Here is a 23470-nt window from a genome sequence, read left to right on the forward strand (position 1 = left end):
ACCAAAACTCCCCACCAGGCCACACCCGCACAGGCCATACGAGGAGGCATCCCATGAACCCGCTCGACCACGCCCTGACCCGCAGGAGCGCCGGCGCGCTGCTGCTGGGCGCAGCCGCCGGACTGGTTCTGCCCGGCACCGCCCGCGCCGCCACGGTCGTCACCACGAACCAGACCGGCACCAACAACGGCTACTACTACTCGTTCTGGACCGACGCACAGGGCACGGTCTCCATGACCCTCGGCTCCGGCGGCACCTACAGCACCAGCTGGAGCAACACCGGCAACTTCGTCTGCGGCAAGGGCTGGAGCACCGGCGCCCGCCGGAACGTCACCTACTCGGGCGGCTTCAGCCCCTCCGGCAACGGCTACCTGTCCCTCTACGGCTGGACCTCGAACCCGCTCGTCGAGTACTACATCGTCGACAACTGGGGCACCTACCGGCCCACCGGCACGTACAAGGGCAGCGTCACCAGCGACGGCGGCACCTACGACATCTACCTGACGACGCGGTACAACGCCCCGTCCGTCGAAGGCACCAGGACCTTCAACCAGTACTGGAGCGTCCGCCAGGCCAAGCGGACCGGCGGCACCATCACCACCGGCAACCACTTCGACGCCTGGGCCAGGGCCGGCATGTCCCTCGGTAGCTTCAGCTACTACCAGATCCTCGCGACCGAGGGCTACCAGAGCAGCGGCAGCTCCACCATCACGGTCGCCTGATGCGCGCCGCAGCGGAACGCTCCTTACGTCCCCTGGCCGCGACCGCAGCCGCGGTCGCGCTGACCGCCGCGGGCACCCTCGCGGTCGGCGCCGTCCCCGCCCGCGCCGCCACCTGCACCGGCTACGTCGGCCTGACCTTCGACGACGGGCCGTCCATCGCCCACACACCCGGCCTGCTCGGCGCCCTGAAGGCGAACGGCCTGCGGGCCACCATGTTCAACGAGGGCCAGTACGCGGCCGCCTACCCGGCCCAGGTCAAGGCCCAGGCCGGCGCGGGCATGTGGATCGGCAACCACAGCTACACCCACCCGCACCTGACCCAGGAGACCCAGGCGCAGATCGACTCGGAGATCTCCCGCACCCAGTCGGCGATCGCCGCCGCCGGCGGCGGGACCCCGGTCCTGTTCCGGCCGCCGTACGGCGAGACCAACGCGACGGTGCGCGCGGTCGAGGCCAAGTACGGGCTCACCGAGATCATCTGGGACGTCGACTCGCAGGACTGGAACGGCGCGAGCACCGACGCGATCGTGCAGGCCGTCTCCCGGCTCACCGGCGGCCAGATCATCCTCATGCACGAGTGGCCGGCCAACACCCTGGCCGCGATCCCGCGCATCGCACAGACCCTCGCGGCCAAGGGGCTCTGCTCCGGCCGGATCTCCCCGCAGACCGGACGCGCGGTCGCGCCCTGAGCACCGACGGCACGCCTGGTCGCAGGCGGCCACGGGTGGCGCGGCGGTGTCCGTCAACCGCCGCGCCCCTCTCATGACTTCGGATGAACGGGAATCGTCCGTCCGGTCCGCGTCGGTAGGTTCGTCGCCGTGGACTACTACGACCTGGGCGGTCACAGCCGACGCGTGACGACGTCGTCCCCCGAGGCGCAGACCTGGTTCGACCGGGGCCTCAACTGGACCTACGCCTTCAACCACGAGGAGGCCGTCCGCTGCTTCGAGACGGCCGGCGCGGCGGACCCGGACTGCGCCATGGCCGACTGGGGCCTGGCCTACGCCCTCGGTCCCAACTACAACAAACCCTGGGAGTTCTTCGACCGGGAGGAGCTGACGCACACGGTGCGGCGGACGCACGCCGCCGTGGAACGTGCGCACGCCAAGGCCGCGCACGCGACGCCCGTCGAACGCGCCCTGATCGAGGCGCTGCGCGCCCGCTACCCGCAGGCCGCGGCCCCGGACGCGGCGGCCTGCTCGGTGTGGAACACCGGCTACGCCGACAGCATGCGCACCGCGTACGAACTGGCACCCGACGACCTCGACGTCGCCACCCTCCACGCGGACGCCCAGATGAACCTCACCCCCTGGCAGCTCTGGGACATCCGCAGCGGCCGGCCGGCCGACGGGGCCCGCACGGAGGAGGCCAGGGCCGTGCTGGAGCGGGGACTCGGGACCGACGCCGGCACCAGGCACCCCGGACTGCTGCACATGTACATCCACCTCATGGAGATGTCGCCCACGCCCGAGACCGCCCTGCCGGTCGCCGACCGGCTGCGCGACCTGGTGCCCGACGCCGGGCACCTCCAGCACATGCCCTCGCACCTGGAAGTCCTCTGCGGCGACTACCGGCGCGTCGTCTCCGACAACGCCGCGGCCGTCGCCGCCGACGAGAAGTACCACGCCCGCGCCGGCGCGATGAATTTCTACACCCTCTACCGCTGCCACAACCTGCACTTCGGGATCTACGGCGCGATGTTCCTCGGCCGCCTCCAGGACGCCCTCGCCACGGCCGAACGGCTCGAGGCCGCCGTTCCGGAGGACCTGCTGCGGGTGCAGAGCCCGCCGATGGCCGACTGGCTGGAGGGCTTCCTGGCCATGCGGGTGCACGTCCTGGTCCGCTTCGGCCGCTGGGACGACATCCTGCGCCTGCCGCTGCCCGCCGACCCCCTGCTGTACTGCGTGACCACCGCGATGCTGCACTACGCACGCGGTGTCGCCCACGCGGCCACCGGCCGGATCCCCGAGGCCGAGACCGACCGGGCCCGCTTCCGGGACGCGGTCGCCACGGTCCCGGAGACCCGCATGCTCTTCAACAACACCTGCGCCGACATCCTGGCGATCGCCTCCGCCATGCTCGACGGCGAACTCGCCTACCGCAAGGGCGACTTCGACAGCGCCTTCGCCGCCCTGCGCCGCTCCGTCGACCTGGACGACAACCTTCCGTACGACGAACCCTGGGGCTGGATGCAGCCCACCCGGCACGCCTACGGCGCCCTGCTCCTCGAACGCGGCCGGGTCGAGGAGGCCGAGGTGGTCTACTGCGCCGACCTCGGCCTGGACGACACCCTGCCCCGGCCGTTGCAGCACCCGGGCAACGTCTGGGCCCTGCACGGATTCCACGAGTGCCTCCGGCGGCTCGGCAAGGACGGCGAGGCCCGGATCGTGGCCCAGCAGCTGAAGCTCGCCGCGGCCACCGCGGACGTGCCGATCACGGCGTCCTGCTTCTGCCGCACGGAGTGCTGCGGCACGCGGTAAGCACCCGTTTCCGAGCTGTCCGCGCCCGTCGGACCGTCGGTTAGGGTCGTGGCAGTATCGATCTTGGCCGCGGTCGGGGAGGGTGCCGGTGTCGATGACGACGTTCGACAGGAGTGAGCGGCTGATGTGGGCGGGGCAGGGCGCCGCCTATGCCGGAAGCTTCGCCAAGCTGTGTGCGTATCCGGTGCCGCAGTTGCTCGACGCCGCCGGAGTCGGGCCGGGCGTGCGGATGCTCGATGTCGGGACCGGACCCGGGACGGTCGCCGCCGCCGCGGGTGCCCGGGGCGCGACGGTGACGGCCGTGGACGCGGAGCCGACCATGGTCGAGTTGGCCGGGCAGGCCGCACCCACGGCCCACGTGAGCGTGGCAGCTCTTCCCGAACTCCCCTTCGCCGACGGAGAGTTCGACGCCGTCGTCGCCAATTTCGTGCTGAACCACGTGGGCCGGCCCAAGGTGGCCCTGGCCGAGCTGCGCCGTGTCGTGAGGCCCGGCGGCCGGATCGCGTTGACGATCTGGGCGATGCCGCCGGCCGCGGGACAGGCCTTGATCGGCCGCGCGATTCAAGCCGGAGGCGCGGTGCGTCCACCACACCTGCCCGCGGGACTGGACCCCGACGACGAGTTTCCCCGTGACGAGAGCGGTCTCACGGAGTTGCTGGACGCGGCAGGGTTCCGCGAGGCGGAGTGCGAGACCCTGCGCTGGGACCACCGCGCGAGCGCTGACGAGTGGTGGAGCGGTCCTGCGAGCGGAGTGGCCTTCGGGGGGCGGATGCTGCTGAGCCAGACGCCCCGGATCCGGGCCGAGATCAAGCGCCACTTCGATCTCCTCAGCTCCGAGTTCGCGGGCGAGGACGGTCTGCTGTCGTTGCCGCACGCCGCCCTGCTCGCACGTGCGCGTCGCGGCCCGGGCTCCTGACGGGGCGCTAGAGCGCCCGGGCCACCAGCAGTGCCACGTCGTCGTGGTCGTCGGGGTGGCGCAGGCCGTGCAGGAGCAGGTCGCAGGTCTCCTCCAGCGGGCGGTGGGGTTCGTCGAGGAAGCCGAGGAGGACGTCCAGGCGGTCGTCGATGGGGTGGCGGCGGGTCTCGACCAGGCCGTCGGTGTACAGCACCAGCAGGTCACCCGCGTCGAGGCCGACGGTCGTGGTCTCGAAGGGAATGCCGCCCACGCCGAGCGGGGCGGCCGGCGGCAGCTCCAGCAGGGTCGGGGGCCGGCCGGCGTGCACCAGCGCGGGCGGCATGTGGCCCGCGTTGGCCATCTCGCAGCTCCTGGTGTGCGGGTCGTACACCGCGTACAGGCAGGTGACGATGTAGTGCTCCAGATCGCAGGTGATCCGGTCCAGGTGCCGCAGCACCGCGGCCGGGGGCAGCTCCAGGTCCGCGTAGGCGCAGGTGGCGGTGCGCAGCCGGCCCATGGTGGCGGCCGCGTCGATGCCGTTGCCCATCACGTCTCCGACGACCAGTGCGGTCCTGTCCTGCGACAGTGGGATCACGTCGTACCAGTCGCCGCCCACTTCGCTGGTCGCCTGGGCCGGTTCGTAGCGGGAGGCCAGTTCCAGACCGGTGTGCTCGGGCGGATGGTCGGGCAGGAGGCTGCGCTGGAGGGTGAGGGCGGTGTTGCGGACGCTCTGGAACCAGCGGGCGTTGTCGATGGCCACGGCCGCCCGGCCGGCCAGCTCGGTGGCGAGGACGACGTCGTCCTCGTCGAAGGGGAGCGGATTGCGGGTCCGTTTCAGGTCGAGGGCGCCCAGCACCTCGCCGTGCGCGATCAGCGGCACCACGAGGTACGAGTGCACGCCCGCCTGCTCCAGCAGGGCGCCGGCCTCCGGGCTGCGGGCGATGCGCGGGAGGTCGTGCTTGCCCACCCGCGGCACCAGCACCGGGCGGGCGGTGTGCACGCACAGCGTGACCAGCCGGTCGCCGTCGTAGGCGGCGAGGTCGCCGGGCGGGTCGGCGGCCCGCAGCGCGACCGTGGGATGGTCCGCCTTGAGGGCGAGGGCGCGGAACAGCTCCGGGCCGTTGTCCGGACGGCGCGAGCGGCGCAGGGCCAGCGCCGCGTCCAGCACGTCCACCGCGACCACGTCCGCGAGCACCGGGGTGGCGACCTCGGCCAGCTCGTGCGCCGTGCGCTCCACCTCCAGCGAGGTGCCCACCCGCGCCGAGGCGTCGGCGATCAGTGCGAGGCGGCGCCGGGCCCGGTCGGCCTCGGCGGCCGCGCGGTGCCGTTCCGTGACGTCCACGACCGACGTCGCGGCGCCCAGGACCCGGCCGCCGGGATCCTCAAGCCGGTAGAACGACAGCGACCAGGCGTGCTCGTTCTCCGGATCGGCCGGCGGACGGCCCACGTGGTACTGGTCCAGCAGCGGCGTGCCCGTGGTGAGCACCTGGCGCAGCGCCGACTCCACGGTGTCGATGTCCGGCAGCGGCAGCGTCTCGCGCAGGTGCCGTCCGATGTGCTCCTCGGCGGGAACGCCGTCGATCCGCTCCAGCGCGGGGTTCACCAGGAGGTAGCGCAGATCCGGGTCGAGCAGGGCCAGACCGATGGGGGACTGGCTGATCAGCCGCTCGCACAGCGCCAGGTCGGTCTCCACCCGCTGCAGCAGGGTGTGGTCGGCGACGATGCCCAGGGCGTAGACGTCGCCGAGATCGTCCAGCAGCCGCATGGTGCGGAACTCCATCAGCCGGCTGCTGCCGTCCTTGTGCCGGACCGGGAAGGCACCGGCCCAGCTGTGCCCGGTCTCCAGTACCTCCGTGAAGACGTTCACCGCGGCCTTCAGGTGCTCCGGGTGAACGAGCAGTCGCGCCGCGTTCTTGGTGAGGGCCTCCTCGGACGTGTACCCGAAGAGCTCCTCGGCCTGGGGGGTCCAGAACACGATCCGGCCCTGCGAGTCCAGCGCCACCGCGGCCACGCTCAGCACGTCCAGCAGACTGGTCGGACGCGGTCTGCCGGGGCCGCCGGCGTCACCGGACCGCAGGGAGTCCATTGCCATCCCTCAACCACCTCCACCGGCCGCCGGACCGATGCCGCTGCCACGGCCCTTCCATGCTGCCCCCGCCCGCCCGTCCCGGCAGCGTGTGGGCCGTGCGCAACGGGTGGACAAGCAGGAACATGGGGGTACGTACAGGATGTAGTCAATGGATTCTCCGCGAAAAGACCGAAAAGACCGAAAAGACCGAGAAGACCGAGAAGAGCGAGAAGGCCGAGAAGACTTCGCCGTGCCGACCACCGTGGGGCCGCACGACCTCCTGGACGCCTCCAGCGACGCCGCGGCGGTGCTGTCGGCTGAGGGCGACGTGATCGGCTGGACCCGGGGCGCCGAGACCCTGCTCGGCCATCCGGCCGCCGCGGTGCTGGGCCGCCCCGCGGCGCGGCTGCTCGCCATGCGCGTCGACCCGGCCCGGGCCGCCGGTGTCGCCGAGCGCTGCCGCTCCGGCATGGGATGGAGCGGGCTCGTCCCGGTACGGCACCACGACGGCCGCGGTGTCGTCGTGGACCTGCGGGTCTCCGCGTCCTTCCGGATCGCCGGCGAGGAGTGCTTCCTGCTCTCGGCGCGGGAGCAGCGCCCGCAGTGGACGGTGGGACAGTCCGTCCTCGACGGGTTCCTCATCCGCTCGCCGATCGGCATGGCCGTGATGGACCCGGACCTGCGCTACGTGTGGCTCAACGACACCCTGGAGCAGTTCGGCGGCGTCCCGCGCGAGCAGCGCCTGGGCCGCCGGCTGAGCGAACTGCTGCCCGGGCTGCAGGCGAGCACCATTGAGGGCCTGATGCGCAAGGTGCTGGCGACCCGGGAGCCGGTCACCGACTACGAGTACCTCGGCTGGAGCTGGTCCGACCCGCACCGCCAGCGCGCCTACTCGACGTCGTTCTTCCCCCTGGTCGACCCCGACGACTCCGTCACCGGGGTCTGCTACATGGTCTCGGACGTCACCGACCGCTGGAACGCCCGGCAGCTGCTGTCGCTGGTCAACGAGGCCGGCACCCGCATCGGCACCACCCTCGACGTGGTGCGCACCGCCCAGGAGCTGGCCGACTTCGCCGTTCCCCGCTTCGCCGACTTCGTCATCGTCGACCTCCTGGAACCCGTCCTCAGCGCCGAGAACGCCGAGAACGCCGAGAACGCCCAGGGACACGGCACCCGGCCGGCCGGCGCCGGCCCGGCGCCCGCCCGGCCGGTGATGCGGCGCGCCGCGCTGCGGACCGTCCGTGAGGGCAGCCCCGAGGCCGTGGCGCGGATCGGCGACCAGGTCGACTTCCTGCCTCCGCTGCACGGCGTCGACCTGCTCATCAGCGGCGACCCGGTCCTCGTCCCCGAACTCGACGCCGAGGACCGACTGTGGGCCACCCACCAGCCCGCGCGGACGGCCCGCATCCGGGAGTTCGGACTGCACACCCTCATCTCGGTGCCGATGCGGGCGCGCAACACCGTCCTCGGCCTCACCACGTTCGCCCGCTCGCTCAACCCGGTCTCCTTCGGACCGGACGACGTCCTGTTCGCGCAGGAACTGGTCGCCCGCGCCGCGCTCTGCGTCGACAACGCCCGCCGCTACACCAGGGAGCACACGGCGGCCGTCACCCTCCAGCGCAGCCTGCTGCCGCAGGCCCTGACCGGCGGCACGGCCCTGGACGTGGCCTCCTCCTACCTGCCCGCGGACGCGGCGGACGGCGTCGGCGGCGACTGGTTCGACGTGATCCCGCTGTCCGGCGCCCGGGTCGGCCTGGTCGTCGGCGACGTGGTCGGCCACGGCCTCACCGCGGCGGCGAGCATGGGCCGGCTGCGCACCGCCGTGCAGACCCTCGCCGACATGGAGATGCCCCCCGACGAGCTCCTCGCCCACCTCGACGACCTCGTGCTGCGGCTGGGCGAGGAGGAGAGCACGGGCGCGGTGGTGGAGGGCAGCACGGACACGTTCGTCGGGGCGACCTGCCTGTACGCCGTCTACGACCCGGTGACCCGGCGGTGCGCGATGGCCCGGGCCGGACATCCGCCGCCGGTCGTCGTCTCACCCGACGGGCACGCCCACTTTCCCGAGATCCCCGTCGGACCGCCGCTCGGGCTCGGCGGCATGGCCTTCGAGGCCACCGAGATCGAACTCGCCGAGGGCAGCCTGTTCGGTCTCTACACCAACGGCCTCATCGAAGGCGCCGACCAGGACGTCGAACTGGGCATGGCCCGCCTCCGGAGCGCACTGGCCAACCCCGGCGCCGACCTCGACACGCTGTGCACCTCGGCCGTGCACCAGCTGCTCCCCGTTCCCCAGCCCGACGACATCGCCCTGCTGCTGGCCCGCACGCACGCCCTGGGCGCCGGCCACGTCGTCTCCTGGGACGTGCCCGTCGACCCGGCCGCCGTCGCCGACGTCCGGGCCGAGGCGGTACGCCAGGTGACCGCATGGGGCTACGACGAGCTGGCGACGACCACCGAACTCATCGTCAGCGAACTGGTCACCAACGCCATCCGCTACGCCGAACCGCCCATCAGGCTGCGGCTGTTGCGTGACTCCCGGCTCACCTGCGAGGTCGCCGACGGGAGCAGCACCGCACCCCGGCTGCGGCACGCCCGCAGCACCGACGAGGGCGGCCGCGGCCTCTTCCTGGTCGCCCAGCTCGCCCACCGCTGGGGCGCCCGCTACACCGGAGAAGGCAAGATCATCTGGGCCGAGCAGGAGATCCCCGGGGAGTGACCGGGGCGGTACGGACCGTCGTTGCACCCTGTCGAATTCGCACGTTTGGCCGTACGCTGTCAATTCATAAGGATTCGGCAGCAATTGGGGGAGCCGCCATGTCCGGGGACGCGTACGGTCCGCACCAGCAACCGTCCGACCAGGGACCGCCGGGTCACGGCCTTCCGAACCAGGGCTTCCCGAACCAAGGGATTCCGAATCAGGGCTCTCCGGATCAGGGCTCTCCGAGCCAGGGGTTTCCGAACCCGGGTTTCACCGGCCCGGGTTTCCCGAATCCGGGCTCCTTCGTGCCGCCCATGCCGCCGGGTCCGCCGCCCGCACCGCCGGACGCCCTGCGCGCCACCGCCGTGGCCCTGCTCAACCTGAGCGGGCTCGGTCTCGGCTACCTGCTCCTGCGAAGATGGATCCCGCTGGCCGCGTGTCTGGCGGCCACCGTCGTCCTGCTCTTCGTGGCCCTGCCCGCGGACGCCGACGGCGTGTCCGGAGCCGCGGTCGTCCTGTACGCCGTGTTCCTCCTGCTGGCCGCCGTCCACGGCTGGTTCGCCGGTCTGCGCACCCGCCTGGTGTGGCCGGGACAGCGGCCCGTCGCACTCGTGCTGGGCGTCGTCCTGCTCGTGGTCCCCGTCGGCGGTGCGCTCTGGTACGACAGCGCGCAGAACGAAGCCGTCGAGCGCGCCCTCCTCGCCCGTCTCGACCGCGCCGACGAACAGGTCAGCGCCGCCGGCCGGCATGACTTCGCGACCGCCAAGTCCGGTTACCGGGACGCCCTGGCCGTCTACCGCGACCTCGCCGTCAACCACTCCGGCTCGCGTGCCGCCGCCCAGGTCCCCGACCGGCTGAAGACGTACTACACGACGGTCGCGGCGGCCTACAGCCACCGCGACTACTGCTCGGCCGTCGAGCCGCTCCAGTTCCTGCGGACGGTGCCCGACTCCATGCCGAACGACCAGCTCGGCACGCTCGCCCACTGGCCCGACGACCGGCTGGCCACCTCGCTCTACGAGTGCGGTGCGGACGGCCTCGCCGAAGGCGGGACCGGCTGGATCACCCAGTTCGGCGACCTGCTGAGCACCTTCCCCGACTCCGGCCAGGCCGCCAAGGTCGTACCCGCCGTGGACGCGGCCGAGAAGAAGGCCGCCAAGGCGGTCTCCGGCAAGGACCCCTGCACCGCCGTCACGAACCTGCACACGCTGAACACCCAGATCATCCAGCTGTCGAACGGAACGTCCGCACAGGCCGACAGGCTGACCGCGGTCGCCGGCCGGGCCGACCGCAGCGGTGACTCCGGGGAGTACGAGTGCGGCGTCAAGCAGTACCAGGACGGTGACTTCGAGCAGGCGCAGGAGACGATGCAGCAGTTCGCCACCGACAACCCGCACCACAGGAACCTCGCCCGGGCCCGGAAGATAGCCATCGGCGCCGAGGTCGCCCAGACCCTCCCGGCCGCCGGCAAGAAGCTGCCCACCACCGCCTCCGGCGGCGGCATCCCGGTGACCGTCAAGAACGACAGTCCCGACGAGATCACCGTCCTGTACACGGGCCCGGTCACCGGCAGCTTCACCCTGAAGGCGTGCGGCAGTTGCAAGGCGTACTCGTTCGCCAGCTCGCTCCTCAGCAGCTGGGATCCGTGCGGCGACAGCGGCAAGAACTACCCGCAGCGCACCATCAGCCTGCCGCCCGGCACCACGTACTTCGTGAACAAGCCGAAGAACGACAGCACCGTCACCGCGGGCTCCGACACCGCCAAACTCCGCTACGGCTACATCTACACGGAGTGCGCGTACACGACGCAGACGCTGGGGTCCAGTTACTGAGCGGGGCGGGAGGCTGTCGGCGGGGCCAACTAAGCTCCGGCGCATGAACGACGAGGGCAGGGACGACCCCGCGAGACGGGTCGTCGACGGACGGTTCGAGCTGGTGGCACGGCTCGGTGGCGGCGGCATGGGCATGGTGTGGCGGGCCAACGACCTGGTGCTGCGGCGCAGCGTGGCCGTGAAGGAGGTCCGGCCGTCCGATCCCGGGCTCGCCGAGTGGGACCCGGAGGCCGCGCGGCTGCTGCGGGAACGGGTGCTGCGGGAGGCCCGCGCCCTGGCGCGGGTCGACCACCCGAACGTGGTGACGATCCATCACATCGTCGACGGCGGCCCGGGGACCTACCCGTGGATCGTCATGGAACTCGTGACCGGCGGCTCGCTGGCCGACCGCCTCGCCGCCGGCCCGATGAACCCGGTCGAGGCCGCGCGCATCGGCCGCGAGGTGCTGGCCGCACTCCGCGCCGCCCACGCGGCGGGCATCGAACACCGCGACGTGAAGCCGGCCAACGTCCTGCTGCGCCCCGACGGCCGGCCCGTGCTCACCGACTTCGGCATCGCCGCCGTCCGCGAGGCCACCGCCCTCACCGCCACCGGATCGGTCATCGGCACCCCCGACTACATGGCGCCCGAGCGCGTCTCCGGGAAGGACGGCGGGCCGGCCGCGGACCTGTGGTCCCTCGCGATGATGCTGTACGTCGCCGTCGAGGGCCACCATCCGCTGCGCCGGGGCACGACCCTCGCCACGCTCGCCGCGGTCCTCGCCGAGGACGTCCCGCCACCGGTCCGGGCCGGGGTCCTGACGGACGTCCTCACCCGCGTCCTCGTCCGCGACCCGGCGGCCCGCCCCGACGCCGCCGAACTGGAGCGGATGCTGGCCCGGGCCGCCCGGCAGGCCGACTCCGTCACGTCCTTCCCGCTGCAACCCCCGTCCGTACCACCGCGGGACGTCCCGCCACAAGACGTCCCGCCACAGGTCGTTCCACCGCGGGACACCTCGCCGCAGGACGCGCCGCCCTGGGGCGCGGCAGCGCAGGACACGGCGCCCACGTCCCCCGGGTCCGCCCCGCGCCGCCGCCGGACCCTGCTCCTCCTGCCCGTGGCCGCGGTGGCCGTCGCCGGCGCGCTCGTGTGGCCGCTGCTGCCGGGCACGGACAACCACGGCTCAGGGGCCACGGACTCGGGCACCGCGCCCGCGACGGCATCGGCCTCGGCCTCGGCCGGGAGCACCGCCTCACCCAGCGGAGCGCGGACGGCCGCCACCACCGACCTGCTCACCCCGCAGGGCATCCGCACCGCCGCCGCGGCCTTCGAGAAGCAGACCGGCCGGGACCGGTTCGGCAAGTTCGCGGTGTACCCCGACTACGTCATCGCCTATGTGATGGTGAAGGGCAGCGACACCGCGTACGACATGTACACCTACCGCTCCGGGCAGGGCGTACAGAAGGACATCATCTCGGGCACCTTGCCCGGCGACGAGAAACCCGTCCGTCTCGACGGCTTCGACTGGGACAAGGTCCCCTCCCTGCTGGCCAAGGCCCGCAGGCAGCTGAAGGTGTCCGACCCGGACAGCCGCTACCTGGTCGTGGACCAGCCGGGCAACGCCTTCGGCGACCCCGTCGGGATGTCCGTCTACCTCAGCAACAAGTACAGCCAGAGCGGGTATCTCCAGACGGACGCGAAGGGCAAGGTCGTCAGGGTGGTGCCGTACGACGGCTGAGCGAACCCGCCCGCCGGGAGCGGTCGTCGACCGCGGCGATCAGGAAATGGCCCGGACCGGTGTTCCGGCCTGCCACGCCGCGATGTCCTCGACCGCGTCCCGGTAGAACACCTCGTACAGATCCCGGCTGACATAGCCGATGTGCGGGGTCACCACGGCGTTCGGCAGGGAACGCAGCGGGTGGTCGGACGGAAGGGGCTCGCGGTCGAAGACGTCCAGCGCCGCCGACGCGATCCCTCCCTCGGTCAGTGTCCTGATCAGTGCCGCCTCCTCCACCACGGGCCCGCGCGAGGTGTTCACCAGGATCGCCGTCGGCTTCATGAGGCCCAGCTCGCGGGCACCGACGAGGCCGCGGGTGCGCTCGCTGAGCACGACGTGGATGCTCAGCACGTCGGAGCGCTCGAACAGTTCGTCCCGGGCCACGTAGGTCACTCCCTTCGCCTCCGCCGCCGCGGGCGTCAGGTGCTGGCTCCAGGCGATGCACCGCATGCCGAAGGCGCGCCCCACCTCCGTCACCGCGGTCCCCAGCCGGCCGAGGCCCAGTACCCCCAGCGTGGCGCCCCGCAGACTCGTCCCGAGGCCCTCCTGCCAGCCGCCCCGGCGCACCGAGTCCACCTGCTGCGGGATCAGGCGCGCCGCGGAGAGGATGAGCCCCCAGGTGAGTTCCGCCGTTGGGTGGGAGAAGTACCCGGTACCGCAGACCGTGATTCCCAGCCGGCGGGCGGCGTCCACGTCGATCGCCGCGTTGACCGGCCCGGTCGTGACCAGCAGCTTCAGGTGCGGCAGCCTGCCCAGGGCCGACGCCGGAAAGGGGGTGCGCTCGCGCATGGCCACGACCACCTCGTGGTCGGCGAGCGCGGCGACGACCGCGTCCTCGTCCGCGAAGGCATCCGTGAAGACACGGACGTCCGCGCCGAGCGAATCCCAGTCCGCCAGGCCCAGTGCCACGCCCTGGTAGTCGTCCAGGATCGCGATCCTCATGCGCATGCCCCTCGCTCTCGGTTCCGGTGTCCAGGCTGGCACCCGGGCGGTGCCCGAGGCATCCCGCGCGGCACGTGGTCCGCGGGGCAGGCCGCGCCGATGCCTGCCATGCCGGAAACGGCAGAGCCCGGACGACGACACGGCCGAACGGCCCCTGGATGCGTCGTCCACTGTAGGACCTGGAACGATCACCTGAACGACGTGTCAGCCGACGTCCTGCAGCAGGAGATGCCTCGCGCTGAGCGGGCCGTCCAGCTGCATCAGCCGTCCGCCGTCCCGCAGACCGCCGAGGTCCAGGGCGGCGAACCCGAACGAGCCCAGCACCTCGGCCACGGACTCCTTCGCACCGGCGTCGTCGCCCGCGTAGAAGGCGACCTGGCGGCCCTCGGCATGCCGGGGGTCCGCGGCGATGAACGAGGCGAACATGGTGTTGAGCGCCTTCACGACCCGGGCGCCGGGAAGCTGCCGGGCGACCCACTCGCTGCCCGTCAGGTCACCGACGTCGTACCGGCCCCGCCAGGGGTTGGCCTCGGCGAACTGGTTGGTGGTGTCGATGACGACCTTCCCGGACCAGTCGGTGAGGCCGGTCAGTTCCGGAACGGCGAAGAACGGCACCGCGAGAAACACCAGCTCCGGCTGGACGGCCTCCTCCGCGGTCCCCGCGCGGGCCGTCGGCCCCAGCCCGCTGACGAGGGCCTGGAGGGAGGCCGGGCCCCGGGTGTTGCCGATGACCACCTCATGGCCGTTCCGGACGGCCTGGCCGGCGACCGCCCGGCCCACCTCGCCCGCGCCGAGGACACCGATGATGCTGTGCGTGGCCATGATGCTCTTCCTCCGTCGGTACGGGCGCCGGGGGTTGAGGTCCAGCCGGACCTCGCCGCCCTGCCGCAGGCGGGCGAGGGACTCCCGCCGCGGACACCTCGCCGCTCACCCACCCTGCCGTATGCGGCCCCGCGCCGCATCGCGTGCGGCCCGCGGTCCGCGGCCGCCCGGATCCCGTGCACCCCACCGGATCCGGTCAATGGACCCGAGATGCCCGCTGTGGTTCCATGGCGGGGTGTTGCCCAGCACTTACACGAATCAGGACTGCCCGCTGGCGCGCGCACTCGAGGTGGTCGGTGAGCGCTGGACGCTGCTGGTCATGCGCGACGCTTTCTACGGCGTCCGCCGCTTCAACGACTTCTCCGCCCACCTCGGCGCGCCCCGGTCGGTGCTGAGCGCCCGGCTGGCCGCCCTTGTCGACGCCGGCCTGCTCGAACGCCGCCCCGACCCGGAGCACGGCGGGCGCGGGCTGTACGAGGTGACGGAGAAGGGCAAGACGCTGTGGCCGCCGCTGTACGCCCTGCGCGCCTGGGGCGAGGCGAGTGCGGCCGGTGACCGCGAGCCCCGCCGGACGTTCACGCACGCACACTGCGGCGAACCGCTCGACCCCACCGCACGGTGTGCCGCATGCGACGTGGTCCCGGAGCCGCAGGACGTCATGGTGATCCCCCTGGGCACCCCGGGCGAGGGCGTGTACACGGATCCGGTCGAGCTCGGGCTGCGCGAGCCCCATCGCCTGCTCGATCCCCTCCCCGGCACGGGCACCCGGCCGGGAAAGCGACCCCGGGCCCGCTGACCGCGGACCGGGAAACCGGGGCGGTGTGGTCGCCGGTACGCACGGGAAACCGGGGGCGGTGCCGTCGCCGGGCGCACTTGGTCTGCACCATTGACATGTACGCGTTCCGGGGCCTTCAATGCGGCTCAGCCGGATATGTGTCCGGCGGTCACGTATGAGGAAGGCCCTCCGCATGATCACCCCCCACCCGCACCTCGCCTGGCCCCGCACCCTGTTAAGACTGTTCGCCCTGGTAGCGGTAATCCTCGGCATCCAGGCTGGCCCCGCCCACGACGCCCACGCCGCCACCACCGTCAACGTGATCGCCTTCTACGACGGCACGTACGACGCGGCACACATCAGCTTCGACCACGAGGCCAACACCTGGTTCCCGCAGGCCGGCGCGGCCAACGGCTTCACCTACACCGCGACCACGGACTGGAGCCGGCTCAACGCCTCGACCCTGGCCAACTACCAGGTCGTCATGTTCCTCGACGACTACCCGCACACCGCCTCGCAGCAGACCGCCTTCCAGAACTACGTGGCGGCCGGCGGCGGTTTCATCGGCTTCCACGTCTCCGCGTACAACGACAACACCAGCGACTGGCCCTGGTACCACAACACGTTCCTCGGCACCGGCACCTTCAGGAGCAACACCTGGGGACCGACGCAGGAGACCCTGCAGATCGACGACCCCTCGCACCCGGCGACCGCGAACCTGCCGTCCACCATCACGTCCTCGGTGAGCGAGTGGTACAGCTGGCAGAACGACCTGCGGCAGAACCCGGCCATCGACATCCTCGCCTCGATGGCCCCGTCCACCTTCCCGATCGGCACCGACCCCAACCAGACCTGGTACAGCGGCTACTACCCGATCGTCTGGTCCAACCGCAACTACAAGATGGTCTACAACAACTTCGGCCACAACGCGATGGACTACTCGACCAACACCACCCTGTCGTCGACGTTCGCGAGCGCCCAGCAGAACCAGCTGCTGCTCCAGGAGATCAAGTGGGCGTCCGGCCAGTCCGGTCCGGTCACCCCGCCCACGAACGCCACCGGCCCGATCCACGGATACGGCGGCAAGTGCGTGGACGTCGCGGGCGCGAGCAGCACCAACGGCACCGCCGTCCAGCTCTACGACTGCAACGGCACCACCGCGCAGGACTGGACGGTCGGCAGTTCCGGCACGCTCACCGGGCTCGGCAAGTGCATGGACGTCACCGGGGCCGGCACCGCCGACGGCACCAAGGTGCAGCTGTACGACTGCAACGGCACGGCATCACAGGTCTGGCAGGCCGGCGCCAACGGCTCCCTGGTCAACCCGCAGTCGGGCAAGTGCCTCGACGCCACCGGCCCGAGCTCGGCCAACGGCACCCGGCTCCAGATCTGGTCCTGCTCGGGAGCCGCCAACCAGAACTGGACGCTCCCTTCCTGAACCACCGAGCAGTCCCCTGAGACGCGGGCATGCCACCGGCACCACACGGCATGCCCGCGTCTCGCTTATGGCCCGGGACAGGGGCAGGCTTCAGCGACGTTCACCTTAGGTTGCAGGTCCAAGGGCATCTCCGCAGGCCGCACGTCGGTATACGGTCCGAAGCGCTGGCCCCGACAGAAGTGGCTGACGTCAATGGAGATTCCGGTCGAACCCGCCGCGCAGGCGCCGCGCGGACGGCAGCCGGGACCACCATGACACGGCTCCCGCTGTCGGTCCGGCGGTAGAGCCGCGGTGAACCCGTCGATCGGGAGTCGACAGGTCATCCAGCGTCGCCCCCCCCGTAAGTCGCCCTGTCACTCCACTGCTCCGAGGTGCCCTGTGGCCATGTCCTCTCCTGCCTCGTCCCCGTCCGCGCCGCCCGACACCGGCAACCGGCACATCACGGCCACCATCGTGCTGGCCTGCCTCGGCGTGTTCGTCTCCTACCTGCCGGTCGTCGGTGTCTCCGTCGCGCTCCCGGTCCTGCAGCAGGCACTCGACGCCTCCACCGAGGGCCTGCAGTGGATCACCGACGCCTTCATCCTGCCGACCGCGGCCCTGCTGCTGACCTGCGGCATGGTGGGTGACCTGTACGGCCGCAAGAAGACCTACCTGGCCGGGCTGACGCTGTTCGCCCTCGGCTGCGTGGTCTGCCTGACCGGCGGCAGCGTCGTGCAGGTCTGTGTCGGGCAGGCGCTCACCGGCATCGGCACGGCCGCACTGCTGCCGTCCACCCTCGCCCTGATCGGCCATGTCTGCCCCGACCCCCGCAAGCGTGCCCGGGCGATAGCCCTGTGGACGGCCGCCCTCGGCCTCGGACTGACCCTCGGTCCGGTGGTCAACGGCGTGATCGTGGAGCACACGAGCTGGCGGTGGATCTTCCTGCCCGCGCTCGTCCTCGCCGTGCTCACGGCCGTGGCCGGCGCCGCCCTGCTGACCGACTCCCGCGCCGAGCGCGAGCGTCATCTGGACCTCCCCGGTCAGCTCCTGGCCGTCGTCGCCATCACCGGACTGGTCTACGGCGTCATCGAGGGCGGCAGCGCCGGCTGGTCGTCGCCCCAGGTCGTGATCGCCTTCGTGGCCGCCGCCCTCGGCGCGGCCGGCTTCGTCCTCGTGGAACTCCGCTCCGCCTGCCCGATGCTGGACATGCGCCTGTTCAAGTCCCCGGCGTTCTCGGGAGCGGCGCTCGTCATGGCCGTCACCCTGTTCGCCCAGGTCGGCCTCGTCTTCGCGCTGAGCGAGTACTTCGGGCTCGTCCACCACGCCTCGACCCTGGACATCGGCATCCGCCTCATCGCCATCAACGGCTTCACGGTGGTGCTCAGCCCGCTGGTCGGGCGGCTGATGCACCGCGTGACACCCGGGCTGCTGCTGGTCACCGGTCTCGTGATCGGCGGCATCGGGGCCCTCGTCATGAACGTCTTCCAGGCCGACACGGGCACCGGAGAGGCCGCCCTGGTCATCGGCGTGTTCGGGATCGGCATCGCGCTCGCCATGGCGCCCATCACCACGATCGCCATGGACGCCCTGCCGCACCGGCTCGGTGGCACCGCCGCCGCGGCCAACAGCGCGCTCCGCCAGATCGGCAGCGCCCTCGGCCCCGCCGTCTTCGGTGTCATCCTCACCCACCGCACCCTGGCCACCCTGCCCGGACACCTCGCCGCGTCCGGGCTGAGCCCCGCCGACCAGGGGCAGGTGAACGGCATGGTGTCGAACGTCGGCATCCAGGCCGGTGCCTTCCTGCACCTGAAGACCGCCGAGAGCACCGGACAGGCCCTGGGCGCCTACGGCGCGAGCTTCACCGACGCCCTGCACACGTGCGCCCTCGTCGGCGGCATCGGGATGCTGGTGGCCGCGGTCATCGCCGTGGCGCTCATCGGGATCCGCCCGGCGCGGGCCGCGCAGACGGTACCGGAGACGGCGGCACACCCCGCCGGGGCCGCGAGCTGACACACCGACGTCGTCCTGACGTACGGCGGGGACCGGTCCCACGTCCCTTAGCGCGCGAGCAGTTCGAGCGTGTCGATCACCCGGTTCGAGAAGCCCCACTCGTTGTCGTACCAGGCCACCACCTTGACGTGGCGGCCGTCGACGCGGGTGAGGGCCGAGTCGAAGATCGACGAGGCCGGGTTGCCGGTGATGTCCGACGACACCAGCGGGTCGTCCGAGTACTCCAGGACACCGGCGAGCGGACCCTCGGCCGCCGCACGGTACGCGGCCAGCACGTCCTCGCGCGTCACGTCACGGGACACGGTCGTGTTGAGCTCGACGATCGAACCCACCGGGACCGGCACCCGGATCGAGTCGCCCGACAGCCTGCCGTCGAGGTTCGGCAGCACCAGGCCGATCGCCTTGGCGGCGCCCGTCGTGGTCGGCACGATGTTGACCCCGGCGGCACGGGCGCGCCGGGGGTCGCGGTGCGGGCCGTCCTGCAGGTTCTGCTCCTGCGTGTAGGCGTGCACCGTGGTCATGAACCCGTGCTCGATACCGGCGAGTTCGTCGAGGACGGCGGCCAGCGGCGCGAGCGCGTTGGTCGTGCACGAGGCGTTGGAGACGATCGTGTGCAGCTCCGCGTCGTAGGCGGCGGTGTTCACGCCGTACGCCAGCGTCACGTCCGCACCGTCCGACGGCGCGCTGACCAGCACCTTGCGGGCACCGGCGTCGAGGTGCGCGCGGGCGGCCTTCGCCGAGGTGAAGCGGCCGGTCGACTCCAGCACGATGTCCACGCCGAGGTCGGCCCACGGCAGCTGGGCCGGCTCACGCTCGGCGAGCACCTTGATGCGCCGGCCGTCGACGACGAGGGTGTCCCCGTCGACGCTCACCGGGCGGCCGAGGCGGCCGGCCGTCGAGTCGAAGGCGAGCAGCCGCGCGAGGGCGGCCGGCTCCGTGAGGTCGTTGACGGCGACGATCTCCAGGCTGCTGTCCCGCTCCAGCAGGGCCCGCAGCACATTGCGTCCGATGCGGCCGAATCCGTTGACGGCGATACGAGTCATAAGTGGTGTGTCCCTTCGCTACGCCACCAGGTTCGCGGCCCCCGCCCGCCCGGGACAGCGGCGAGAACGCCATGGTTCGAAAGGATCCCGCCAGGATCCCGCCGGCCTCACCCGGTAGGCCCTACTCGCCCTTGGTGAAGGTGCGCCGGTAGTCGCTCGGTGTCGTGCCGAGAATCCGCTGGAAGTGCAGCCGCAGGTTCGCCCCGGTGCCGAGGCCGACGTCGTCGGCGATCTGCTCGACGCTCCGCTCCGACCGTTCCAGGAGCTCCCGGGCCAGGTCGATCCGGGCGCGCATCACCCACTGCATCGGCGTGTACCCGGTGTCCTCCACGAACCGCCGCGAGAAGGTCCGCGCCGACACCCCCGCGTGCCGGGCGAGCGCGTCCAGGGCGAGCGGCTCGCCGAGCCGGTGCAGCGCCCACTCGCGGGTCGCGGCGAACCGCTCACCGAGCGGCTCGGGCACACTGCGCGGCACGTACTGCGCCTGACCGCCGCTGCGGTAGGGGGCCGCCACCAGCCGCCGCGCCGCGTGGTTGGAGGCGGCCACGCCCAGGTCGCCGCGCAGGATGTGCAGGCACAGGTCGATTCCCGAGGCCGCGCCGGCCGACGTCAGCACGCTGCCCTCGTCGACGAACAGCACGTTCTCGTCGACCTCGACCAGCGGATGCCGCTCCGCGAGGGCCCGCGTGTAGTGCCAGTGGGTGGTGGCGCGCCGGCCGTCGAGCAGCCCGGTCGCGGCCAGCGCGAAGGCCCCGGTCGAGATGGCGGCCAGCCGGGCGCCCCGCTCGTGCGCGGCGAGCAGCGCGGCCACGACCGCCGGCGGCGGATCTTCCCGGTCCGGGAACCGGTACCCGGGCACGAACACGATCTCCGCCCACTCCAGCGCGTCGAGGCCGTGGGCGACGTGGTACGACAGCCCGTCACCGCCCGCGACCAGACCGGGCGCCGCGCCGCACACCCGCACCTCGTACGGCATGCTCGCCCGGGTCGTGAACACCTGCGCCGGGATACCGACGTCGAGGGGCTTCGCCCCCTCCAGCACAAGGACGGCGACGCGATGCAGGCGGACGGGAGGCACATCGAACAGGGTACGAGCACCGGCCCCGGGCCCGGCGCGCACCGCCCACCGGCCTCGGCACCCGTTCGGGTGGCGGCCCGCGGGGGACGATTGCGGTCGGCCGCCGGCACCGGATGATGGAGCCATGTCTGGAGCGGACGCAGAGGTGCCGGTACTGATCGTCGGCGGGGGACCGGTCGGGCTCACCGCGCGGGCGCTGCTGGCGCGCTGGGGTGTGCCGGCCCTGCTGGTCGAGAAGCACCGGGAGCTGTCCCCGTTTCCCCGGTCCCGCCTGGTCAACGTGCGGTCCATGGAGATCTTCCGGCAGCTCGGGATCGCCGCCGGGGTGGCGGCGGACGCGTTCGCACCCGAGTACGGCCGGGTGCGCTTCCGGGACACCCTGTACGACCCCGACTTCGCCACCGCCGCGATGGTCGGGGTGCGCGCCCCGGTCGCAGAGAGCCCGGTCGTCGGCGTGGTCACCTCGCAGGACCGGCTGGAACCCACCCTGCTCGCCGCCGCCGGGGGAGAGGTGCGGTTCGGGACCGAGCTCGTCGACCTGGAAGAGGACGCGGAGGGCGTCCTCGCCGTGCTCGCCGACGGCGCGGACGGCGCACAGACCCGCGTCCGGGCCCGGTACGTGGTCGCCGCCGACGGCGCGAACTCCACCGCCCGCGAGCGGCTGGGCATCGCCGGCACCGGCCCCGGAGCGCTCGGCGACTACACCACCGTCGTGTTCGACGCCGACCTGACCCGCTGGTGCGCGGACCAGCCGGCCGGGGTCTACTTCACCACGTTCGGCACCTTCACCCCGCTCTACCCGGAGGGCGGCTGGGCCTGGTTCGGCGCCACACCCGACGGCAACGGGCAGACCGACTGGTCCGGCCGTGTCTCGCACGCGCTCGGCCCCGGTGCCGATGTCCAGGCCGAGGTGGTGCGGGTCCAGCACTGGTCGATGACCGCGTACGTCGCCGAACGCTTCGGGCGGGGCCGGGTGCTGCTGGCCGGTGACGCCGCGCACGCCGTCCCGCCGATCGGCGGCCTCGGCATGAACGCCGGCGTCGCGGACGCGCACAACCTGTCCTGGAAACTGGCCGGCGTGCTCCAGGGCTGGGCCGACCCCGCCCTGTTGGAGACGTACGAGACCGAACGGCGGCCGGTGGCCCACGAGACCCTCCGCCAGGCGGTCGCCAACACCCACCTCCTGCTCCAGGTGCAGGACCTGCGCAAGGAGCAGCTCCGCAGCGGCTCGTCGGCGCAGGTCGAACTGCCCTGGTCGGAGCGGTACTTCGCACAGCTCGGCCTGGTGCTCGGCACAGCCTACGACTCCGCCGCCGTCCTCGGCCGTGCCGGCGGCCCACCCGAGGCCGCCGGCACCGAGTACGTGCCCACCGCGGCGCCGGGCCACCGCATGCCCCACCACTGGCTCACCCCCGGCCGCTCCACCCTCGACGCGTGCGGCGAGTGGTTCACCGTGCTCACCCCGGACCCCGGCCGCTGGTGGCAACAGGCCACCGGGCCATGGCCGTTGCGCGTCGAACCGCTGCCCGGCGAACCCGCAGAGGCCTACGGCCTGAGCCCGCACGGCGGCGCGGTCCTCGTCCGCCCCGACGGCCACATCGCCGCCCGCTGGGCCGACCCGCCGCCGGCCGGCTCGGCCCTCCACGACGCCCTGACCGCCGTCACGACGCGCGCGGCGGAGCAGTGCTCTCCCTGACCACCAGCCGGGCCGGGACGAGGTCGGTGCCGGGCCGGGAGTCGTCGCCGGTGCGGATCTGGCGCAGGACGCCCTCCACACAGCGGCGGCCGACCTCGGCGAAGTCCTGGTGGACGGTGGTGAGGGGCGGGATGAAGAACGCCGCGTCCGGGGTGTCGTCGAAGCCCACCACACTGATGTCCGCCGGGACGGACCGGCCCCGTTCGTGGAAGGCCCGCAGCAGGCCCAGGGCCATCTGGTCGTTGGCCGCGAACACGGCGGTACAGTCCGGTTCTTCGGCGAGCGCCAGTCCGGCCGCGTAACCGGACTCGGCCGACCAGTCGCCGCGCCGGGGCGCCGGAACCGGACACCCCGCCTCCGCCAGCACCGCCCGCCAGGCCTGGGCACGGCGCTGGGCCGCGTACGAGGACTCGGGGCCCGCCACGTGCCACACCGTCCGGTGGCCCAGATCCAGCAGGTGCCGTACGGCCCGCCGCGCGCCGTCGGCCTGGTCGGTGTCGACCACGCCGTAGCGGTCCCCGGCGTCCGAGTCCACGACCACCACATGCACACCGGGCGGCAGTTGCACGGTGGCCGAGTCGAGCAGATGGATCTCCATGATGACGATGACGGCGTCCACCGCCAGCTCGCCCATCCGCGTGAAGGCGCCCAGCACGTTGTCCTGCGTGGCCACGTCGATGGGGATGAGGGTGATCGCGTACCCCTCGGCGGCGGCATGCGTGGCGATCGCCTCCACGGTGCGGCTGCTGCCCGTGGAGGACAGGCTGAACAGGATCACGCCGATGGTGTGGAACCGGCCGTAACGCAGGGCGCGCGCCGCGCTGTTGGGCCGGTAGCCGAGCTCCCGCATCGCAGCCAGCACCTGCTCCCGGGTGGCAGCGATCACCCCGGGATGCCCGTTGGAGACCCGCGAGACCGTCTGCGAGGAGACCCCGGCGAGTTGGGCGACGTCCGCCATGGAGACCCGCTGCTTGCGGCGCCCGCCGGGCACCCCCGACCCGCCGCGCCGCGCACCGCCCGCGGCCGGTGCGACCTGCTGCTCCGGCCCGTTCAGGTCCATCGCCTCACCCCTCAAGTCTCCTTCGCACACCGGATGTTACGGAGCGGGAAACCTTGACGGCCGCTGGGGCGGATGCCACGATTCCGACGCTTTCGAGTTTACGTAAACATCGCCGCGTGACCAGCCCCGACGGAGATCCCGTCGGCACGGTCGCCGAGGCGATGTTCACGTGA

At 72.3% G+C, this 23470-nt stretch carries 16 protein-coding genes and 1 pseudogene; 11 read left to right on the forward strand and 6 right to left on the reverse strand.

Features of this window, described 5'->3' with window-relative positions; genetic code table 11:
• Positions 1-53 precede the first annotated feature (53 nt).
• The 4 genes and pseudogenes from ABZ887_RS38530 to ABZ887_RS38545 all read left to right on the forward strand — a co-directional run bounded on the left by ABZ887_RS38530 (position 54) and on the right by ABZ887_RS38545 (position 4118).
• Positions 54-722 carry a glycoside hydrolase family 11 protein gene (locus ABZ887_RS38530; protein ID WP_361300516.1) on the forward strand — a complete coding sequence of 223 codons (669 nt, stop codon included), beginning with the start codon at positions 54-56 and terminating at the stop codon, positions 720-722.
• Positions 722-1408: pseudogene (locus tag ABZ887_RS38535) on the forward strand (polysaccharide deacetylase family protein); the annotation flags it as partial. The gene ABZ887_RS38530 and the pseudogene ABZ887_RS38535, both read left to right, overlap by 1 nt.
• A 132-nt stretch (positions 1409-1540) precedes the next feature.
• On the forward strand, positions 1541-3202 hold the full coding sequence (locus tag ABZ887_RS38540) for a hypothetical protein (RefSeq protein ID WP_361300519.1): 1662 nt from the start codon (positions 1541-1543) through the stop codon (positions 3200-3202).
• A gap of 94 nt (positions 3203-3296) precedes the next feature.
• Positions 3297-4118 (forward strand): class I SAM-dependent methyltransferase, encoded by an 822-nt coding sequence (locus ABZ887_RS38545; protein ID WP_361300522.1) that lies wholly within the window; start codon positions 3297-3299, stop codon positions 4116-4118.
• A 7-nt stretch (positions 4119-4125) separates the two neighbouring features.
• Here ABZ887_RS38545 and ABZ887_RS38550 read toward each other — a convergent pair whose 3' ends face one another.
• Positions 4126-6189, reverse strand: coding sequence for a SpoIIE family protein phosphatase (locus ABZ887_RS38550; RefSeq protein ID WP_361300525.1), 2064 nt, complete (start codon positions 6187-6189; stop codon positions 4126-4128).
• Between the two features lie 226 nt (positions 6190-6415).
• On the opposite strand from ABZ887_RS38550, the gene ABZ887_RS38555 reads away from it, so the two are divergent.
• From ABZ887_RS38555 to ABZ887_RS38565, 3 genes are all read left to right on the forward strand, one after another.
• Positions 6416-8884, forward strand: coding sequence for a SpoIIE family protein phosphatase (locus tag ABZ887_RS38555; protein ID WP_361300528.1), 2469 nt, complete (start codon positions 6416-6418; stop codon positions 8882-8884).
• A 296-nt stretch (positions 8885-9180) separates the two neighbouring features.
• The gene (locus ABZ887_RS38560) at positions 9181-10698 is read left to right on the forward strand and encodes a hypothetical protein (protein ID WP_361300531.1); all 1518 of its coding nucleotides are present in this window, start codon (positions 9181-9183) and stop codon (positions 10696-10698) included.
• A gap of 43 nt (positions 10699-10741) precedes the next feature.
• Entirely contained in the window at positions 10742-12415 is a 1674-nt protein-coding gene (locus ABZ887_RS38565; protein WP_361300534.1) for a protein kinase, read from the forward strand.
• Positions 12416-12454: 39 nt separating this feature from the next.
• On the opposite strand, the gene ABZ887_RS38570 is transcribed toward ABZ887_RS38565, so the two are convergent.
• Positions 12455-13396 (reverse strand): D-2-hydroxyacid dehydrogenase family protein, encoded by a 942-nt coding sequence (locus ABZ887_RS38570; protein ID WP_361300537.1) that lies wholly within the window; start codon positions 13394-13396, stop codon positions 12455-12457.
• Between the two features lie 204 nt (positions 13397-13600).
• The gene (locus tag ABZ887_RS38575) at positions 13601-14218 is read right to left on the reverse strand and encodes an NADPH-dependent F420 reductase (RefSeq protein ID WP_361300540.1); all 618 of its coding nucleotides are present in this window, start codon (positions 14216-14218) and stop codon (positions 13601-13603) included.
• A 199-nt stretch (positions 14219-14417) separates the two neighbouring features.
• On the opposite strand from ABZ887_RS38575, the gene ABZ887_RS38580 reads away from it, so the two are divergent.
• From ABZ887_RS38580 to ABZ887_RS38590, 3 genes are all read left to right on the forward strand, one after another.
• Positions 14418-15014: a helix-turn-helix domain-containing protein gene (locus ABZ887_RS38580; protein ID WP_361300543.1), complete on the forward strand. Its 597-nt coding sequence runs from the start codon at positions 14418-14420 to the stop codon at positions 15012-15014.
• 172 nt (positions 15015-15186) lie between these two features.
• Positions 15187-16431: a ThuA domain-containing protein gene (locus ABZ887_RS38585; protein ID WP_361300546.1), complete on the forward strand. Its 1245-nt coding sequence runs from the start codon at positions 15187-15189 to the stop codon at positions 16429-16431.
• A gap of 384 nt (positions 16432-16815) precedes the next feature.
• Positions 16816-18420 (forward strand): MFS transporter, encoded by a 1605-nt coding sequence (locus ABZ887_RS38590; RefSeq protein ID WP_361300549.1) that lies wholly within the window; start codon positions 16816-16818, stop codon positions 18418-18420.
• Between the two features lie 47 nt (positions 18421-18467).
• On the opposite strand, the gene gap is transcribed toward ABZ887_RS38590, so the two are convergent.
• The gene (gene gap, locus ABZ887_RS38595; RefSeq protein WP_361300552.1) at positions 18468-19463 is read right to left on the reverse strand and encodes a type I glyceraldehyde-3-phosphate dehydrogenase; all 996 of its coding nucleotides are present in this window, start codon (positions 19461-19463) and stop codon (positions 18468-18470) included.
• Positions 19464-19584: 121 nt separating this feature from the next.
• Complete coding sequence (locus tag ABZ887_RS38600) at positions 19585-20541, reverse strand: helix-turn-helix domain-containing protein (RefSeq protein WP_361300555.1); 957 nt, start codon at positions 20539-20541, stop codon at positions 19585-19587.
• Positions 20542-20665: 124 nt separating this feature from the next.
• Between ABZ887_RS38600 and ABZ887_RS38605 the strand changes: the two genes are divergently transcribed.
• Positions 20666-22237 carry an FAD-dependent monooxygenase gene (locus tag ABZ887_RS38605; protein ID WP_361300558.1) on the forward strand — a complete coding sequence of 524 codons (1572 nt, stop codon included), beginning with the start codon at positions 20666-20668 and terminating at the stop codon, positions 22235-22237.
• On the opposite strand, the gene ABZ887_RS38610 is transcribed toward ABZ887_RS38605, so the two are convergent.
• Entirely contained in the window at positions 22203-23195 is a 993-nt protein-coding gene (locus ABZ887_RS38610) for a LacI family DNA-binding transcriptional regulator (protein ID WP_361300663.1), read from the reverse strand. The two genes, ABZ887_RS38605 and ABZ887_RS38610, sit on opposite strands and share 35 nt — an antisense overlap.
• Positions 23196-23470 lie beyond the last annotated feature (275 nt).

The sequence above is a fragment of the Streptomyces sp. NPDC047061 genome, assembly GCF_040643955.1.
In the GTDB taxonomy this organism is placed as follows: domain Bacteria; phylum Actinomycetota; class Actinomycetes; order Streptomycetales; family Streptomycetaceae; genus Streptomyces.

What these genes read in the sequence shown, in the direction of transcription:
- ABZ887_RS38530 (WP_361300516.1), top strand. Translation starts at nt 54, where the DNA reads ATGAACCCGCTCGACCACGCCCTGACCCGCAGGAGCGCCGGCGCGCTG.
- ABZ887_RS38545 (WP_361300522.1), top strand. Translation starts at nt 3,297, where the DNA reads ATGACGACGTTCGACAGGAGTGAGCGGCTGATGTGGGCGGGGCAGGGC.
- ABZ887_RS38550 (WP_361300525.1), bottom strand. Translation starts at nt 6,189, where the DNA reads ATGGCAATGGACTCCCTGCGGTCCGGTGACGCCGGCGGCCCCGGCAGA.
- ABZ887_RS38560 (WP_361300531.1), top strand. Translation starts at nt 9,181, where the DNA reads ATGCCGCCGGGTCCGCCGCCCGCACCGCCGGACGCCCTGCGCGCCACC.
- ABZ887_RS38565 (WP_361300534.1), top strand. Translation starts at nt 10,742, where the DNA reads ATGAACGACGAGGGCAGGGACGACCCCGCGAGACGGGTCGTCGACGGA.
- ABZ887_RS38570 (WP_361300537.1), bottom strand. Translation starts at nt 13,396, where the DNA reads ATGAGGATCGCGATCCTGGACGACTACCAGGGCGTGGCACTGGGCCTG.
- ABZ887_RS38575 (WP_361300540.1), bottom strand. Translation starts at nt 14,218, where the DNA reads ATGGCCACGCACAGCATCATCGGTGTCCTCGGCGCGGGCGAGGTGGGC.
- ABZ887_RS38580 (WP_361300543.1), top strand. Translation starts at nt 14,418, where the DNA reads ATGGACCCGAGATGCCCGCTGTGGTTCCATGGCGGGGTGTTGCCCAGC.
- ABZ887_RS38585 (WP_361300546.1), top strand. Translation starts at nt 15,187, where the DNA reads ATGATCACCCCCCACCCGCACCTCGCCTGGCCCCGCACCCTGTTAAGA.
- ABZ887_RS38590 (WP_361300549.1), top strand. Translation starts at nt 16,816, where the DNA reads ATGTCCTCTCCTGCCTCGTCCCCGTCCGCGCCGCCCGACACCGGCAAC.
- gap (WP_361300552.1), bottom strand. Translation starts at nt 19,463, where the DNA reads ATGACTCGTATCGCCGTCAACGGATTCGGCCGCATCGGACGCAATGTG.
- ABZ887_RS38605 (WP_361300558.1), top strand. Translation starts at nt 20,666, where the DNA reads ATGTCTGGAGCGGACGCAGAGGTGCCGGTACTGATCGTCGGCGGGGGA.
- ABZ887_RS38610 (WP_361300663.1), bottom strand. Translation starts at nt 23,195, where the DNA reads ATGGCGGACGTCGCCCAACTCGCCGGGGTCTCCTCGCAGACGGTCTCG.